18 protein-coding genes are annotated in these 16,812 nt (G+C 61.7%); 16 read left to right on the top strand and 2 right to left on the bottom strand.

Features of this window, described 5'->3' with window-relative positions:
- Positions 1–102 precede the first annotated feature (102 nt).
- The 10 genes from KHO33_RS22150 (at position 103) to KHO33_RS22110 (ending at position 9,761) form a co-directional block, all read left to right on the top strand.
- Positions 103–1,719, top strand: coding sequence for a peptide ABC transporter substrate-binding protein (locus tag KHO33_RS22150; protein WP_200567258.1), 1,617 nt, complete (start codon positions 103–105; stop codon positions 1,717–1,719).
- A gap of 16 nt (positions 1,720–1,735) precedes the next feature.
- Positions 1,736–2,674: an ABC transporter permease subunit gene (locus KHO33_RS22145; protein WP_054040391.1), complete on the top strand. Its 939-nt coding sequence runs from the start codon at positions 1,736–1,738 to the stop codon at positions 2,672–2,674.
- Between the two features lie 3 nt (positions 2,675–2,677).
- A complete protein-coding gene (locus KHO33_RS22140) occupies positions 2,678–3,592 on the top strand; it encodes an ABC transporter permease (RefSeq protein ID WP_054040389.1) in 915 nt (304 codons plus the stop codon).
- A gap of 1 nt (position 3,593) precedes the next feature.
- The gene (locus tag KHO33_RS22135) at positions 3,594–4,589 is read left to right on the top strand and encodes an ABC transporter ATP-binding protein (RefSeq protein WP_054040387.1); all 996 of its coding nucleotides are present in this window, start codon (positions 3,594–3,596) and stop codon (positions 4,587–4,589) included.
- Positions 4,586–5,620 carry an ABC transporter ATP-binding protein gene (locus KHO33_RS22130; RefSeq protein ID WP_054040385.1) on the top strand — a complete coding sequence of 345 codons (1,035 nt, stop codon included), beginning with the start codon at positions 4,586–4,588 and terminating at the stop codon, positions 5,618–5,620. Before KHO33_RS22135 ends, KHO33_RS22130 begins: the two co-directional genes overlap by 4 nt.
- 177 nt (positions 5,621–5,797) lie before the next feature.
- Positions 5,798–7,387 carry an OprD family outer membrane porin gene (locus KHO33_RS22125; protein ID WP_200567259.1) on the top strand — a complete coding sequence of 530 codons (1,590 nt, stop codon included), beginning with the start codon at positions 5,798–5,800 and terminating at the stop codon, positions 7,385–7,387.
- 87 nt (positions 7,388–7,474) lie between these two features.
- A complete protein-coding gene (locus KHO33_RS42950) occupies positions 7,475–7,660 on the top strand; it encodes a DUF6402 family protein (RefSeq protein ID WP_407946189.1) in 186 nt (61 codons plus the stop codon).
- Between the two features lie 26 nt (positions 7,661–7,686).
- Complete coding sequence (locus KHO33_RS22120; RefSeq protein ID WP_200567260.1) at positions 7,687–7,947, top strand: hypothetical protein; 261 nt, start codon at positions 7,687–7,689, stop codon at positions 7,945–7,947.
- Positions 7,948–8,076: 129 nt separating this feature from the next.
- Positions 8,077–9,264: a DUF6402 family protein gene (locus KHO33_RS22115; protein ID WP_200567261.1), complete on the top strand. Its 1,188-nt coding sequence runs from the start codon at positions 8,077–8,079 to the stop codon at positions 9,262–9,264.
- Positions 9,261–9,761 carry a hypothetical protein gene (locus KHO33_RS22110; protein WP_054040376.1) on the top strand — a complete coding sequence of 167 codons (501 nt, stop codon included), beginning with the start codon at positions 9,261–9,263 and terminating at the stop codon, positions 9,759–9,761. The genes KHO33_RS22115 and KHO33_RS22110 overlap by 4 nt, the downstream gene beginning before the upstream one ends.
- Before the next feature lie 85 nt (positions 9,762–9,846).
- Here the strand turns inward: KHO33_RS22110 and KHO33_RS22105 are convergent, their stop codons facing one another.
- Positions 9,847–10,725, bottom strand: coding sequence for an IclR family transcriptional regulator (locus KHO33_RS22105; protein ID WP_054040375.1), 879 nt, complete (start codon positions 10,723–10,725; stop codon positions 9,847–9,849).
- Between the two features lie 47 nt (positions 10,726–10,772).
- Positions 10,773–11,030 carry a hypothetical protein gene (locus tag KHO33_RS22100; RefSeq protein ID WP_200567262.1) on the bottom strand — a complete coding sequence of 86 codons (258 nt, stop codon included), beginning with the start codon at positions 11,028–11,030 and terminating at the stop codon, positions 10,773–10,775.
- On the opposite strand from KHO33_RS22100, the gene KHO33_RS22095 reads away from it, so the two are divergent.
- The 6 genes from KHO33_RS22095 to KHO33_RS22070 are packed head-to-tail and all read left to right on the top strand — an operon-like array spanning position 11,029 to position 16,807.
- A complete protein-coding gene (locus tag KHO33_RS22095) occupies positions 11,029–12,120 on the top strand; it encodes an ABC transporter ATP-binding protein (protein WP_200567263.1) in 1,092 nt (363 codons plus the stop codon). The genes KHO33_RS22100 and KHO33_RS22095 overlap by 2 nt on opposite strands.
- Positions 12,113–13,027, top strand: coding sequence for an ABC transporter permease (locus tag KHO33_RS22090; RefSeq protein WP_200567264.1), 915 nt, complete (start codon positions 12,113–12,115; stop codon positions 13,025–13,027). Before KHO33_RS22095 ends, KHO33_RS22090 begins: the two co-directional genes overlap by 8 nt.
- Before the next feature lie 16 nt (positions 13,028–13,043).
- On the top strand, positions 13,044–13,838 hold the full coding sequence (locus KHO33_RS22085; RefSeq protein ID WP_054040373.1) for an ABC transporter permease: 795 nt from the start codon (positions 13,044–13,046) through the stop codon (positions 13,836–13,838).
- Between the two features lie 23 nt (positions 13,839–13,861).
- Positions 13,862–14,257 carry a (2Fe-2S)-binding protein gene (locus KHO33_RS22080; RefSeq protein WP_200567292.1) on the top strand — a complete coding sequence of 132 codons (396 nt, stop codon included), beginning with the start codon at positions 13,862–13,864 and terminating at the stop codon, positions 14,255–14,257.
- Positions 14,254–15,687 (top strand): FAD/NAD(P)-dependent oxidoreductase, encoded by a 1,434-nt coding sequence (locus KHO33_RS22075; RefSeq protein ID WP_200567265.1) that lies wholly within the window; start codon positions 14,254–14,256, stop codon positions 15,685–15,687. Before KHO33_RS22080 ends, KHO33_RS22075 begins: the two co-directional genes overlap by 4 nt.
- Positions 15,680–16,807, top strand: coding sequence for an NAD(P)/FAD-dependent oxidoreductase (locus KHO33_RS22070; protein WP_200567266.1), 1,128 nt, complete (start codon positions 15,680–15,682; stop codon positions 16,805–16,807). Before KHO33_RS22075 ends, KHO33_RS22070 begins: the two co-directional genes overlap by 8 nt.
- The last annotated feature ends 5 nt before the right edge of the window (positions 16,808–16,812 follow it).

Genomic DNA, 16,812 nt, shown 5'->3' with positions numbered 1-16,812 from the left:
TCAACACGGGCAACAAGGGCCGCCCCGGCCCGAGCACCGCAGATAACCGGGCGCCCTGGCGCCAGCGCGTTCTTCTCTCGACCTTTCCTGCGACCTCAACCGATGAAAACCCCGTTTGCTTACGCGACGGCGCTGACCGCGCTCGTCCTTACGTTTCAGCCCTCCGCCTTCGCCGTCAACGTACCCGCAGGTGTCACCCTCGCCGCCAGCCAGGAGATGACCCGTCAGGTGCCGGCCGAAACCGAATCGCTCGACCCCGCGCATATCGAATCCTGGACCGGCGACACGATCGCGCTCGACATGTTCGAAGGTCTGACGCGCATCGACGCGGCCGGCGCGATCGTGCCGGGCGTTGCGCAATCGTGGACGCGCACCGGGCCGACTACGTGGGTGTTCAAGCTGCGCCACGATGCGCGCTGGAGCAATGGCCAGCCGGTCACGGCGGCTGACTTCATCTATGCATGGCAACGCGTGCTCGATCCGAAGACCGGTTCGAAATACACAGTGCTGGTCGAATTCGTGAAAAACGCCAAGGCGATTCTCGCCGGCAAAGCGCCGCTGACGAGCCTCGCAGCACGCGCCGTCGATCCGTACACGCTCGAAGTCACCACCGAGGTGCCCGCCGCCTTCTTCCCGCAACTGACCGCCATGCCGGCCATGGCCCCGGTCAATCGCGAGACCGTGACCAAATTCGGCGGCGACTGGACCCGCCCGGGCAACTTCGTCGGTAACGGCCCGTATGTGCTGACCGACTGGCAGCCGAGCAACCGGCTGGTGGCGTCCAAAAGCAGCACGTACTGGAACGCCAGCAAGGTCGTGATCACGAAAGTGACCTATCTGCCGATCGAAAATGACGAAACGGCGATGCGTATGTATCAGGCCGGCCAGTTCGATTACACGTATTCGATTCCGTCGGGCATCTATGCGCAGGTGAGCAAGCAGTTCGGCTCCGAACTGAAAACCGGCCTGCAGATCGCCACTTACTACTACAGCCTGAACAACGAAGACCCGGCATTCAAGGACAAGCGCGTGCGCCAGGCGCTGGCGATGGTGCTCGACCGCGACCTGCTGACCAAGCGTCTGACGGCCGACGGTGAGGTGCCGATGTACGGCCTGATCGCCAAGGGCACTGAAGGCGCGAACGTCTTCACGCCTGACTGGGCAAGCTGGCCGATGGCCAAGCGCGTCGATTACGCGCGCAATCTGCTGAAGGCCGCAGGCTATTCGGACGCGAAGCCGCTGACGTTCACCCTCACCTACAACACGAATGACCTGCACAAGAAGGTCGCGCTCTTTGCCACCTCGGAATGGCGCACCAAGCTCGGCGTGACCGCCAAGCTCGAAAACGTCGAGTACAAGGTACTGCTCAAGCAACGCCACGACGGCAAGGTGCAGGCCTCGCGCGACGGCTGGTTTGTCGATTACAACGACGCCAACTCGTTTTTCGATCTGATACGCTGCAACAGCGTGCAGAACGATCAGCGCTACTGCAACCCGCAAGTCGACAAACTGGTCGATGAAGGCAACCAGCAGCTCGACGACGCGAAGCGCACCGCCCTGCTCACGCAGGCGCACGATCTGGCCATGAACGACTACCCGTTGGTATCGCTCTTCCAGTACTCGGCGGACCGGTTGGTCAAGTCGTATGTCGGCGGCTACACGTCGACCAATTACGTCGACCAGCGCGCCACGCAAGACATGTATCTGATCAAGCACTAAGCGCGGGAGCACCGTCATGCTGGCTTACACGCTGCGCCGCACGCTCTGGGCGATCCCGACGATTCTCGCCGTGATCACCGCGTGCTATCTGTTGCTGCATCTCACCCCCGGCGGGCCGTTCGACACGGAGAAACACCTGTCGGCGGCCGTGCTCGCGAACCTCAACGCCAAGTATCACCTCGACGAGCCGTTGTGGCTTCAGTACCTCCACTACCTCGGCTCGCTGCTGCATGGCGACCTCGGCCCGTCGTTCCGCTACGCCGACTGGAGCGTCAACGATCTCGTGTGGAAGGCCTTGCCGGTGAGTCTCGGCGTCGGCGGCGTATCGGTGCCGATCGCGCTGGTGATCGGCGTCGCGCTCGGCACGTTGGCCGCAGTGCGGCGTGACCGCTTCGTCGATCACTTTGTGATGGTGCTCGGCAATATCGGCAACGTGGTGCCGCCGTTCGTTCTTGGACCGGTGCTGGTGTGGATCTTCGCGATCCTGCTGAAGACTTCCGAAGGCCACGGCTGGCTGCCCGCCGGCGGCTGGGGCGAAGGCGAGTGGCGCTATCGCGTGCTGCCGATCGTGCTGCTCGTCATCATCAACGTCGCCGGGATCGCACGCGTGATGCGCGGCAGCATGATCGAAGTGCTGTCGGGCAACTTCATCCGCACGGCGCGCGCCAAAGGACTGCCGGGCCGCACGATCGTGTTGCGCCACGCGATGAAGCCTGCGCTGATGCCGGTCGTGTCGCTGCTCGGCTCGATCTGCATCTCGTCGATCACCGCGGCCGTGGTCACCGAATCGGTGTTCGCGCTGCCGGGTCTCGGCCAACTGGTCGTCAACGGCGCGATCAATCGCGACTACACCCTCGTGCTCGGCCTCGTCGTGCTAACGACCGCCGTCGCCGTGCTGTTCAATCTGCTGGTCGACCTCGCGTATGCATGGCTCGATCCGCGCATCCGGTACTGATCCATGGCCCGCTCATTTCAAACGACTGCCGCGGCGCTCGATCCGCTCGCGGCCATTGCCAACGCGCCGCGTTCGCGCGGCCCGCTCGCCACCGCTGCCGCGCGCTTCGTGCGCAACCGCGCGGCGTTCACCGGCTTCGTCGTCCTGCTGCTGATCGTGATTGCCTGCGTGGCCGGTCCGTGGTTCCTGTCGAACAATCCGATCGATAGCGACTGGAGCGCAATCAGTCTCGCGCCCACGCTGCAAAACATGCACTGGTTCGGCACGGACGAACTCGGCCGCGACCTCCTCGCGCGCACGCTGCAGGGCGGGCGCGTATCGCTCGAAGTCGGCCTGCTCGGCACACTGGTGTCCGGGCTGATCGGCGTGGCGTATGGCGCCACCGCCGGGTATCTGGGTGGCCGCGTCGACGCGGTGATGATGCGTATCGTCGACATGATGTACGCGATCCCCTACATGCTGATCGCCATCCTGATGATGACGCTGTTCGGCCGCGCATTCTATCTGGTCGTGCTCACCATCAGCGCGTTCTCGTGGCTCGACATGGCACGCGTGGTGCGCGGTCAGACGCTGTCGCTGCGCTCGCGCGAATTCATCGACGCCGCCCGTGCAATCGGCGTGAGTTCGCGTTCGATCATCGCGCGCCACATCGTGCCGAATCTGTTCGGCGTGGTGGTGGTGTACGCGAGCGTGACGGTGCCGAATATCGTGCTGACCGAATCGGTGCTGTCGTTCCTCGGCCTCGGCGTGCAGGAACCCATGACGAGCTGGGGCGTGCTGATCCAGGACGGCGCACAGAAACTCGATTCGATGCCCTGGCTGCTGCTGTGCCCGGCCGTGATGCTGTGCATCACACTGTATTCCGTGAATTTCGTCGGCGATGGTCTGCGCGACGCGTTCGACCCGAAGGACCGCTGACATGCCGCTACTCGAAGTCAAAGACCTGAGCGTGCGCTTTACGCGCCGCGAGGGCGCACCCGTCGACGCGGTGCAGCGCGTATCGTTTTCGCTCGAAGCGGGCCGCACGCTTGGCATCGTCGGTGAATCGGGTTCGGGCAAAAGCCAGACGGTGATGGCGCTGCTCGGCTTGCTGGCCGGCAACGGCAAGGTGTCGGGCGCCGCGACCTACCGTGGCGAGAACCTGCTGACGATGAACGAAGCCGAGTTGAACAAGATTCGCGGCGACCGCATCGGCATGATCTTCCAGGACCCGATGACCTCGCTCAATCCGTTCCTGACGATCGAACGGCAGATGACCGAGACGCTGCAACTGCATCGCAAGATGTCGCGCCGCGAAGCGCGCCGCCGCGCGATCGAAACGCTAGAAACGGTGCGTATTCCCGATGCCGCGCGGCGCATCAACATGTATCCGCACGAGTTCTCCGGCGGCATGCGGCAACGCGTGATGATCGCGATGGCCCTCCTCTCCGAGCCGGAAATCCTGATCGCCGATGAGCCGACCACCGCACTCGACGTGACCGTGCAGGCGCAAATCATCGAGCTGCTGCGCGAACTGAACCGCGAGCGCGGCACCGCGATCATTCTGATCACGCACGACATGGGCGTCGTGGCCGGTTTGTGCGACGACGTGATGGTGATGTACGCCGGCCAAACCGTCGAGCAGGCGAATGCCGCCACGCTGTTCGCGGCACCGACCCATCCGTACACGATCGGTCTCCTGAATGCGCTGCCGCGTCTCACCGACGACGATGACCTTCCGCTGCAAACCATTCCCGGCAACCCGCCCTTGCCCGGTGAAGTCGGCGAGGGCTGCGCATTCGCACCGCGCTGCACGTATTGCTCCGACCGCTGCCGCGAGTCGCGGCCTGCGCTTATCGCGTCGCCTACATCTGCCGATGCGTTGCGCGCGTGCCACCGCCCGGTGCATGAAATCATGGAGGTACAACACGTATGAACGCCACTTCCATTGCAAGCCAGGGTCATGGTCAGGATCCGGCAACGCTGTTGTCGGTCGACAATCTCAAGGTGCAATTCGGCGTGCCGCGCGGCGGCTTTCCGTGGTCCGGCAAAGCGACGCTGCGCGCGGTGGACGGTGTGTCGTTCAGCGTGCGGCGCGGCGAAACCGTGGGCCTCGTCGGCGAATCGGGCTGCGGCAAATCCACTCTGGCGCGCGCCATCATCGGCCTCGCGCCGGTGGCGAGCGGCAGCGTGCGCTGGCTCGACAAGGAAACCGTACTGACGGGCGCGCAGCGCGATACCTCGCGCTTGCGCCGCGACGTGCAGATGATTTTCCAGGACCCGCTCGCCTCGCTCGATCCGCGCATGACGATCGAACAGATCGTCTCCGAACCCTTGCGCACGCATGGCCAGGACATAGCTCGCGCCGACGTGCAACGGCGCGTGCTAACCATGCTCGAACGCGTCGGCCTCAATGCGCAGCATCTGCGCCGCTATCCGCATGAGTTTTCCGGCGGCCAGTGCCAGCGCGTCGGGATTGCGCGCGCGTTGATCGGCGAACCGCAACTGGTGATCTGCGACGAGCCGGTGTCGGCGCTCGACGTGTCGATCCAGGCGCAAATCGTCAACCTGTTGCGCGATCTGCAGCGCGAGTTGTCGCTGTCGCTGCTGTTCGTCGCGCACGATCTCGCGGTCGTCAAGGCGATCAGCCACCGCGTGCTGGTGATGTATCTGGGTCGTGTGATGGAGTTCGGCGACAAGCGCGACGTGTATGGCACGCCGCGTCATCCGTACACGCGCGCGTTGCTGTCGGCCGTACCGGTGCCCGATCCGGTGATTGAACGCGCACGCCGTCATCTGCTGTTGCGCGGCGAGATTGCGTCGCCGCTCAGCCCACCCTCCGGCTGCGCGTTTCGCACGCGCTGCCCGGATGCGATCGAGGCCTGCGCCAGTGAGATTCCGCAGGCTGTCACGCATGGCGCGAGCGCAACACGCGTCGCGTGCATTCGCGTGGGGGACGCCGCGTAGGACGTCTCCTCGACGGGTCGCTAAAGAACCAAGTCTGAAAACTTAAGACCGTATTCCCCGGCGCGACGGGCCGTCGCGCCGATGGATTCGTTCGTCCTGCCATCAGCGGAGCGAACGATAAACGTGGACTGGCTAACCGCCAGCCAAAGACTCACCAAAATAACAGAGACGTACACCATGAAAGATAGCCGAACAAAAAAGTGGTCAAAAAAAACTAATGCAGCCACCTTCTTTTACTGCGCATTCACGCTGCCCGCGCTGAGCATCAGTGCGTGTGCCTGCGCCGATGACGCCGTATTGGAGCCCACCTCCGATACGGCGAAAACTCAAACACTCGCGCAAACGTTTTCTTCTCCTACGCAACGGTCGCAAGCAACGCCCTCTTCACAAACTCCGCAAGCCAACACGCCCGGCAAGCGCAGAGCCGAACAGGGCGGCCAGGTGCGCAACGATCAACCCGACACCACCAACGCCGTCGTCAATGCGGAAGCCAACCAGACGGTCACGCCACCCACCCCGCCGTCGAGCCAGGCAGCGAGCAAGGGCTTTATCGCGGATAGCCATCTGAACCTGCAGTTCCGCAACTATTCCGATTACTTCCAGGCGCCCACCTCGATCTATCGTCACGCGTGGGTTCAAGGTGCGCAAGTCAACTATGAATCGGGCTTCACACAGGGCCCGGTGGGCTTTGGCGTCGACGCATCGCTATTCGCCGCGCTGAAGCTCGACGGCGGCAACGGCGCCGGCAACATGGTGCACGTCGGCAAGGACGGCGGCGGCTCGCAGCAGCTCGCGTGGGCTTACCCTGGCATGTATGACATCAAGGGACGCATTTCGGAAACGGTCGTGAAGTACGGTCTGCAAACCGTCACCAATCCGTTCCTCGAACCGCATGACAACCGCGCATTGCCGCCGACTTTCCTCGGTGTCTCGTTGGTCAGCAACGATCTGGTTCATACGACGCTCGAGGCCGGCAGTTTCACCAAAGTCGACGCACGCGGCCACACGAACCTGACTAACCTGACCACCTCGTACGGCGGCACGCGCATCGACCGCCTGACCTACGTGGGCGGTACGTGGCACTACGCGAAGAACGGCGAAATGGCGCTGTACGTCGACCAGGCGGACGACGTCTGGCGTCAGTACTACGGCTCGGTCGCGCAATCGTTCGGCGACCCGACCACGATCAAGTGGAGCGGTCTCGCGAATATCTACTCGACGCACGATACCGGCGCATCACGCCAGGGGCATATCAACAGCAACGCGTACAGCCTGTCGGTTTCCGCACAGCACGGCCCGCATGCGCTGCTGCTCGGCTATCAGCAAGTGCTCGGCGACCAGTTCTTCGACTATGTCAACGAGACCAACGGTATCTACCTGACCAACTCGATGGACGTCGACTACAACGCGCCGCATGAGCAGTCGCTGCAATTGCGCTATACGTTCGACGGCAAATACGCCGGTGTGCCGGGGCTCAAGGCGATGTTCTGGGGCGAGTATGGGTGGGGTGCGGACGCGTCGGCGGGCGCCGCTGATAATGCTTCTGAGTCGGCGCCGCTGCATAACCTGTACTGGAAGAATGGTGAACCGGTGCACGGCCACCATCACGAGTTCGGGTTTATTCCGAGCTATACGCTGCAAAGCGGCCGCTTCAAGGACACCAAGGTCACGTTCATCGCGATGTGGCACAACGCCTCGCGCTATTACTCCGATGGCAACAATATGGAGTACAGGTTGGTGGTGAATGTGCCGGTGAAGGTGTTCTGAGCGGGGGGTTCCCAAGCCCTGTGCTTAAGCGCATAAGAGCGTTGTTATCTCCGCCTACAAGGCCGGGGCCTCGATTCTCGATCAATCGTGGCCTCCTTCGTTGACTATCCTGTTGCGGTCGCGGTTGTGCGTGGGAGCGGAAACATCTACAACCCCGCCAAGGGCAGTTCATTCCAACCGTGGGTGATGAAGCATAAACGCGGGGGCGACTTTGTTGGTCTTTCGAACTATCGTTTTGTGCCGATTTACCCACCCATGACGGTCTACCTATAATGGGAATGCAAGGATATTCCGAAGGCATGATGGCCTTCTACGCGTTCGTCCTTGTTGCGTTAGTTGTGTTGGTTAGCGTCGTCCGGTCGCTGGTCATCATTTTTTCGCAGTCAACGAAACGGGCTGCACGCGTCAGGCGCATCGCCGGGTTGTGGGTCACACGAATTGCCAGCGTGGCCGTGCTATGGATTGCCGTCAATTACTGGATCGGTGTTGACCTGAGGTCAAAGGCACACGACTGCAAAAAAACGCCCTCGGATGGAGGACGTTACATAGCCGAAGTTTGATTCGCCCCTACGAGCCATCTGAAGCAGTTTTTCGAGACGTGTTTACCGACTAGCATGTTCTTCCCGATTTGCCGGTAGCGAGGAGCCGCCAGTAAACGGCATTCGAAAAACCGCGTGGTGATAACAAACATGCCGTCCACTTACTACAAAAAAATCCCGTATTACAAGATCAACAAGATCCTATGGCGCTGGAAACGATGCGATGCCGAGAACGGCTGTTACATCATTCCTAATCTGGCTATATCGATGAACAAAGCGCCACCGCCCCCTCAGGACCAACCTCCGAGATCTCCTCCGCCGCCGAAACCTCCGCGCCAAAAGAAAGAGGTTGGCGAGGGGCTTTTGGCGATTCTCGAGGCGCAAGCCCGTTTCCGAAAGTGGCTCGATACACCATCCCCACCCAAGCCGCCGAAAGCGGCGCCAACAGAAAAAACTGAAGTTGTGCCGCCATTCGACCTTCAGGAGATTCCCGGTGCGATGCGCAAGGAGTTTATGCCCGTCTCGGCTAAGCTTATGGAGAGATGGTTTGCGGGGGCGCTTAACTATTCACCCACAACCGACGATGAAAAGGCGGGGATCAATCAGAACAGTGAACCTTATCCGGCAAGCATGATTGATACGACGACGATAAAGCTTGACTGGATTCTAAAATTTCCGCGAGCCAAAGCGCAGTATGACTTTTTGGTCAATTCTGCGATCAGGGCACCTAAGGCAGTTGATATGATTGGCCAAAAGTTGAAACCGCTTCGCGCGCCGTATGGAAGGGTAGACGGTTTAGCTACAAGCGCAAAAGTTCTGCCTACGCTACACAAACATTTTCAATTCCAGTTTGCCGGAGTCGAAAGCAGCATAAGTCAAAAATTCGACCAATTCATCGTATCGGAAAGGGACAATGGCGGTGTACCGGACGATCTCACAGGTTCGCTCGGCTCGTTCAACTTCTACGCGGCTATCGGTAATGCGACGTTCGACTTGGACGCACGACACGCGACAGTTACAAGCATTGTTGTCTACGTAAAAGACAATTACACCTTTACCGACGATACTGGCAAGCCGTCTCAATACCTAGGTCACTGGAGCCGAGACGGCGTGATTATTGTTCCAGCAACCGCCGCTGCAGGCATCGCCGACATAGCTTGGATTGATTATCCGGTAACAGTTGGAAACGTGCGCGTACCCGGTAACGTCCACTATCCGGTTAGAAACCGTTCATTCAGGCAGTGGCAGCTAATGCACCAACGTGGCGGGGATTTTATCGTGTATTCCGACTACCGGGTTATTGGACTGAATCCACCAATTGAATTGGGGTTTCTATGAAAGGGCTGCAAGGATATAGCGAGAGCATGCTGATGCTTTGCATCCTCGCCATTGTCGTCACGGTCACGTTGGTCAGTTTTGTCCGATCAGTCATGTTCATCTTTTCGAGCAGTGACGGCAGGACCATGCGGACTCGCCAGATTGCCCTGCTCACGGCCAAGCGCCTCGCCATCGTGGTCGCGTTGGCCTATACGGGCAATTACTTGCTGGACGTGCGACAGCGGTCGCACGCTGCGACGTGGCACAACGTGCCATCCGATGCGGATGCCCGCTACACGGCCAGGTACAGTTATCTGTGGAACAACAAGATTCTTCTACGTCTATACGACGCACAGTCCAAGAAGCTGTTAGCGGAAAGGACCTATTTCAATCTTGATGCACCGAACCTTGCCTGGACAAACCACTCGCTTATCTACGACACGTCAGCGGACGGCGATGACGGTGAAATCAGTCTGCCGCCGTCACTCCTGGACACTCTACTCGCCAAATTGCCCTAGCGCCGTGGCTTCCGTTTTGCGTTGGCAGAGTGCACTTGACAGGCAAAACCGCTTCGGCTCAACGTAACGCCCTTTCCGTCTCCGCTTACCCCGCGATCCGCTCGGTAGTCATAGCCCGCGACAAACCATGCATCGGCCGGCGCAGCGCGACGTCGAAGGGATTGGTTTGCGGGCCGATCGCATCCGCCTGTCGCCTCAGCAATTCGACCACCATCGGCAGACGATCGTCGCCTAGACGCGCCGCCAGGGTGCCCACGCTTAGCGCCGCCACCGCGACACCCGTGCGATCCAGAATCGGCACCGCCACACCCGCCATGCCGTCGAGTACCCCGCTATTGCGGCCCGCGTAACCGAGTTGGCGCACACGCTCGATCTCGGTGCGTAAATACACTTCGTCGAGCACGCCATAGCCACGAATGCGCGGCACGTTAAAGCGGATGATCTCTTCGCGCTCCGCTTCCGGCAGGAACGCGAGAATCGCCAGACTCCCCTGACCGACACCCAAGGCCACGCGCCCGCCAATATCGCCGGTGAACGAGCGAATCGGAAACGGCCCTTCACAGATGTCGAGACACACCGCGTCGAAGCTGCTTTTGACCAGCAGAAAAATCGTGTCGCCAAGACTCGCGCACAGCCGCAGCAACGCGGGACGGCACAGCGTGCGCATGCCGCTCGGATTGCCGGCCTGCGCGGCGAGCGCGAAGAAATCGACGCTCAGCCGATACAGCTTCGAGCTTTCGTCCTGTTCGACGATGCCTTCCGCGATCAGCGCGTGAAGAATGCGGTGCACGGTGCCTTGCGTGAGACCCACCGCCTTCGCGAGACGCGTGACGCGGCCGCCGTCAGGTTGCGCTTCGGATAACGCACGGATCACCGCGAAGGCGCGCTCCAGCATCCCCGGTCCGGGTGGACTGCCCGTATCGGCAAGTGCGGGTTCGGCATCTCGTTTGGTGGCAGCATTCATCTCAGGCGCTCCGAATTATTTCATTGACCGGAACACTATAGAGGGAATTATCCGTGAATGGAATATTCCCGGCACGCCCGTTCCATTTGCACTTCATTCTGATTCATAGGGATTTTCCGGAGATCACGGAACGGAAGAGTTGGTGCCAGTCCTGCCAAATACATTCCGCTCATCGGAATTTTTTCTAAACTTATACCGGCAAACGGAATTTGAAATTGACGCCATGCAATTTGGCTGGATAGAGTCGGCTCCATCGAGGCAGTAGCCGATTGAACCGGTGTCGATCCATCCAAAGGCCAGATCATGTCGTTCCTCACACTCACGGACGTAGCGAAATCGTTCGGCGATCTGCAGGCAGTCGCCGACGTGAACCTGTCGGTCGAGAAAGGCGAGTTCGTTTCGCTGCTCGGGCCGTCGGGTTGCGGCAAGACCACCACGTTGCAGATGATCGCGGGCTTCGTCGAAACGACGCGCGGCCGCATCACGCTCGACGGCCGCGACATCACGCACATGAAGCCGAACAAGCGCGGCCTCGGCATCGTGTTCCAGAGTTACGCGCTGTTTCCGCATATGAGCGTCGCGGACAACGTCGGCTTCGGTCTGGAAATGCGCAACATCGACAAGGCCGAGCGCAAGGAACGTGTGCGCGACGCGCTGGCGCTGGTGCGACTCGATACGCTCGCGCACCGCTTTCCGCGCGAGTTATCCGGCGGTCAGCGGCAACGTGTAGCGATTGCTCGCGCGATCGTGATCGCGCCGCCCGTGCTGCTGCTCGACGAACCGATGTCGAACCTCGACGCCAAGCTGCGCGAAGACATGCAGTTCGAACTGCGCGCCATTCAACGCAAGATCGGCACGACCACCATCATGGTCACGCACGACCAGTCGGAGGCGCTGTCGATCAGCGACCGCGTGGTGGTGATGGAGGCCGGCCGCATTACGCAGATCGATACACCGTACGAAGCATACGAGCGGCCTGAAAACAGATTCGTCTCGCAGTTCATCGGCAAGGCAAACATGCTGGCGGGCACCGTGGTGGCACGCGACGGCGACGCGATCCGCATCGACCTTGGACATGATCTTGCCGAGACGGGCCACACCGAGCAACTACCGATGCGCGAACGCGTGATCGGCGTCGGCGACGCGGTCACGTTGTGCATTCGTCCGGAAAAGCTGCGCCTGTGCGCGCCGAACGCAGGACGTCTGGCGGCCACCGTGACAAGCCGCTTCTTCCTCGGCAGCCAATGGCTCTACCGCGTGGACAGTCGGCTCGGCGAAGTGCTGGTGTGCTGCCAGAACGAAGGCACCGAACCGCTGCCGGAAGGCGCGGCGGTTGGCGTCGACTGGAACAGCGAGGCGATCCGCTTCATTCAACGGGATGCGCATCATGGCTAGTACGCTGCCCGCTTCGAACAACGACAGCATGAAGACCGGCAATGCGCGCCGCGCGCCGTGGCATGCGTTCCTACCCTTGTGGCTGATGTGCGCACCGGCTTTCCTGCTGTTTGCGACGCTGGTGCTGGTGCCGCTCGTGATGACGCTGGTGCTGACGTTCTACCGCTTCGATCCGGCGAGCGGCCCGCTCGCCGCATTCCAGTTCGGCAACTATGCGGAAGTGCTGCAATCGTCGTATTTCCATACGATCTTCCTGCGCACCTTCGGCATCGCCTTTCTGACCACCCTGCTGTGCATCGTGATCGGCACGCCCGAAGCCTACGTGCTGTCGCGCATGCGCGATCCGTATCGCTCGATGTTCCTGCTGATCATTCTCGCGCCGCTGCTGGTCTCGGTCGTGGTGCGCGCGTTCGGCTGGAGCATGCTGCTCAATAGCAACGGCCTCGTGAATCAGGCGTTCGGTCTTATCGGGCTCGGACCGTACAAGCTCGAATACACCACGTTCGCAATCGTCATCGCACTGGTGCACGTGATGCTGCCATTCATGGTGATTCCCGTGTGGACCGCGTTGCAGAAGCTCGACCCGCAAACGGAAAATGCCGCGCTCTCGCTGATGGCGTCGCCCGCCACCACGCTGCGCCGCATCGTGTTACCGCAACTCACGCCTGGCATCCTGTCGGGCAGCCTGATGGTGTTCGGCCTGTCGGCAAGCGCGTTCGCGATTCCCGGTCTACTCGGCGGACGGCGCCTGAAAGTGGCCGCCACCGCCGTCTATGACGAATTCCTCGGCTCGCTGAACTGGCCGCTCGGCGCGACCATCGCGCTCCTGCTGCTGGTCGCGAATCTGATCGTGATGCTCACTTACTACCGGGTTCTGGAACGCAAGTACACCAGAAGCCTCGGCTGAACCTCGCGAGATCATCATGAGAAAAAACGGCCCCATTGCGCTGATTTTCCACACCCTCGTCATCGCGTTCGTGCTCGCGCCGCTCGTGATCGTGGTGCTGGTCGCCTTCACGCCCGACGAAACGCTCACGCTGCCCACGCACGGCGTATCGCTGCGCTGGTTCCGCGCGATCCTCAACTACCCGGACTTTATCTCCGCGTTTTTCAATAGCCTGAAGCTGGCGTTTGCCTCAGCGACGTTGTCTTTGATCGTCGCTTTGCCTGCTGCGTTGGCCATTGGTCGTGCGCGCTTTCCGGGGCGCGGGTTTCTTAACGGCTTGCTTCTGTCGCCGCTGGTGATTCCCGGTCTCGTGCTCGGCATCGCACTGCTGCGCTTCTTCGCGCTGATCGGCGCGACCGGTTCGTTCGCGTGGCTCGTGCTCGCACACATGATCATCATCACGCCGTTCGTGATGCGGCTCGTGCTGGCCTCCGTCAGCGGTCTCGACCGCAGCGTCGAACACGCCGCGCACTCGCTCGGCGCTGACGCATGGACCACGTTTCGCCGCATCACCTTCCCGATGATTCTGCCGGGCATTACCGGCGGCTGGTTGCTCGCGTTCATCAACAGCTTCGACGAACTGACCATGTCGATCTTCGTCACTTCGCCGCAAACCGTCACGCTGCCGGTGCGCATGTACATGTACGCGACCGAATCGATCGATCCGATGATGGCATCCGTCTCCGCGCTGGTGATTTTCATCACGGCCGGCGCGATGCTGCTGCTCGATCGCGTGTATGGGCTCAACCGGATTCTGATCGGTCAGCACTGATGTCTTCTACTGCTCTCTCTAACATGCCGTCGAATTTGCCGTCTTCCGAATCCGCCGCGCCGAAACGCGAAGCGCAATTCGTTCGCGTTGCGGAGACGCAGCGTGAACCGCTTAGCTTTTTCATTGATGGTCATGAAGTCACTGCGTTGCAGGGCGATACGCTGCTCACTGCCGTGCTGATGCAACAACGTCGCGTGCGCGAAAGCGAATTCAGCGGCGCGCCGCGCGCCGGCTTCTGCCTGATCGGCGCTTGCCAGGATTGTTGGATGCGTACAGAAGAGGGTCTGCGTTTGCGCGCGTGTTCGACACTGGTGACGCAGGGTATGCGTGTGGTCACACGGCTCGCTGAGGTTGCTTTCGTTGCCGGCCTTCCTTCCGCTGCCAGCTCCGCCGTGACGGCAAACGGAGACACGCAATGAGCAACGAACACCGCGTGGTGATCGTCGGCGCGGGACCGGCGGGCGTGCGCGCCGCCGAAACACTCGTTGCCGCGGGCATCAAGCCCATCGTGCTGGATGAAAACGCCCGCTGGGGTGGCCAGATTTATCGTCAACCGCCCGCGAACGGCGCGTTCCAACGCTCGAAGAAAACGCTCTATGGTTTTGAAGCGCACAAGGCCGAAGCGTTGCACACGACGATGGCCACACTGCTTCCGCACCTCGACTATCGTCCCGACACACTGGCCTGGGCTTGTGCACCAGGTCGCCTCGATACGTTGCACGCAGGACGCGAAATCAGCGTGCCGTTCTCGCATCTGATCATCGCGAGCGGCGCCACAGATCGCGTGCTACCGGTACCGGGCTGGACCCTACCCGGCGTCTACACGCTGGGCGCGGCGCAAGTCGCGTTGAAGGCGCAAGGCTGTGCGATCGGTCAGCGCGTGGTGCTCGCGGGTACCGGGCCATTGCTCTATCTCGTGGCCTATCAGTACGTAAAAGCAGGTGCACAGGTGGTAGCCGTACTCGACTCGAGCCCCCTATCGCAGCAGATTGCCGCGACGCCGAAGCTCGCGCGGCAACCTGCTACGTTCGCCAAAGGGCTGTACTACGTCGGCTGGCTAAAGATGCACGGCGTGCGGATCGAACGCGATGTGAACCTGATCGGCATTCATGGCGACCAAGGCGTGAGTGCGATTGAATGGCGCTCTTCAACCGTTGGCTCGAAGACCGAAACCCTCGCATGCGACGCCGTCGGCATCAGCTTCGGCCTCAAGCCTGAAACCCAACTCGCCGATCTTGCCGGGTGCCGCTTCCGCTTCGATACGCACAACCGTTGCTGGCTACCCGAACTCGACCCGGCCGGCCGCAGCACCGTGCGAGGCATCTATCTGGCTGGCGACGGTGCGGGCATCGCGGGCGCCGACGCTGCCGAACTCGCCGGGCGTCGCACGGCATTGGCGCTACTCGACGACCTCGGCATCGCGCATCCACGTAGTCCCGGCATGCGCGACGCAGCGGCCCTCGAGCGAAGCCTTCAACGTATCGCTGTGTTTCGCCAAGGTATCGAAGCGGCATTTGCGCCGCCCGCAAAATGCGCAGCGCAGTGGCCCGACGACATGACCGTGTGCCGCTGCGAGGAAATCGATGCAGGCACCTTGCGGCGCTGCATTCGCGGAGGCGAAGCGAACGAGATCAATCGACTGAAAGCGCTCACGCGTGTCGGCATGGGCCGTTGCCAGGGCCGCATGTGCGGTGAAGCAGCATTGACGCTGCTGGCCGAAGAAACCGGCAAACCCCTCGAAGCCGTTGGCCGTTTGCGCAGCCAGCCGCCTGTCAAACCGATTCCGCTATCGCCCGCTATGTATGCCGACGACGTCGCCGAGATTCCCGAGGAGGCGCGCGATGAGTGACACCCTGCACTACGACGTTGCGATTGCGGGCGGCGGACTGGTCGGCTCATCGGCAGCGTTGGCGCTCGCGCGACGCGGCTTGCGCGTGGGCCTGTTCGAGCGGCGCTATTGCGGCGCACAGGCAAGCGGCGTGAACTACGGCGGCGTGCGCGTCCAGGGACGGCCGGCCGAACAGATGCCTCTCGCCATGCGTGCACGGCGCATCTGGGACGGCCTGCCGGAGCTGATCGGCATCGACGGAGAATTCACCGTGTCGGGACATTTGCGGCTCGCGCGCAGCGAAGCCGATCTTGCCGCGCTCGAAGCATGGGCGGACATGGCGCGCGGCCACGGACTGCAAGCGCAGGTCATCAGCGGCGCTACGTTCCGGCAACGCTATCCATGGCTAGGTACTGCAGCGGTCGGCGGCTCGCTATGTGCGACCGATGGCCAAGCGAATCCACGTCTGGTCTCACCCGCGTTCGCCCGTGCCGCGCGCGCCGCAGGCGCGGACGTGCGCGAGCAAACCGAACTGACCGACATCCATCACGACGGCACGCGCTTCCAGCTACGTGCCGGCGACACGCGCATCAGCGCCGACTGGCTGATCAATTCCGCCGGCGCCTGGGCGAATACGGTTGCCGGGTACTTCGGCGAAACCGCGCCGATGAAACCGATCTACCCGAACATGTGGGTCACCGAGCCGCTGCCGCATTTCATCACGCACAACCTCGGCGTGTACGGCGGCGGCATCTACGCGCGGCAAGTGGCGCGCGGCAATTGCGTGATCGGCGGCGGGCGCGGACATGGCGACGGCGAATACGGTCAACCGTCGACGGAAACCACCCGCGCCGTGATGCGCGATGCGTGCGCCCTGCTGCCCCCGCTGCGCGAGGCGCTGCTGATCCGCACATGGAGCGGCGTGGAAGGCGAGACGCCCGACAGCAATCCGATCATCGGAGCGAGCCGCACGGTGCCGCGTTTGCTGCATGCGTTCGGCTTTTCGGGCGGCGGGTTTTTGCTGGCGCCGGGCGTCGGCGAAATACTTGCGGATCTTGTGATCGACGGCGCCACGGTCACACCGCTCGACGCGTTTTCGATCAATCGCTTCGCTGCTGTTGCTGCGCCATCTGTCGCCTAGCTATC

The organism is Paraburkholderia nemoris, from assembly GCF_905221015.1.
Taxonomy (GTDB): Bacteria; Pseudomonadota; Gammaproteobacteria; order Burkholderiales; family Burkholderiaceae; genus Paraburkholderia; species Paraburkholderia nemoris.
The sequence above is the reverse complement of the archived record's forward strand: the minus strand, read 5'-3'. Positions and strand labels throughout refer to the sequence as shown.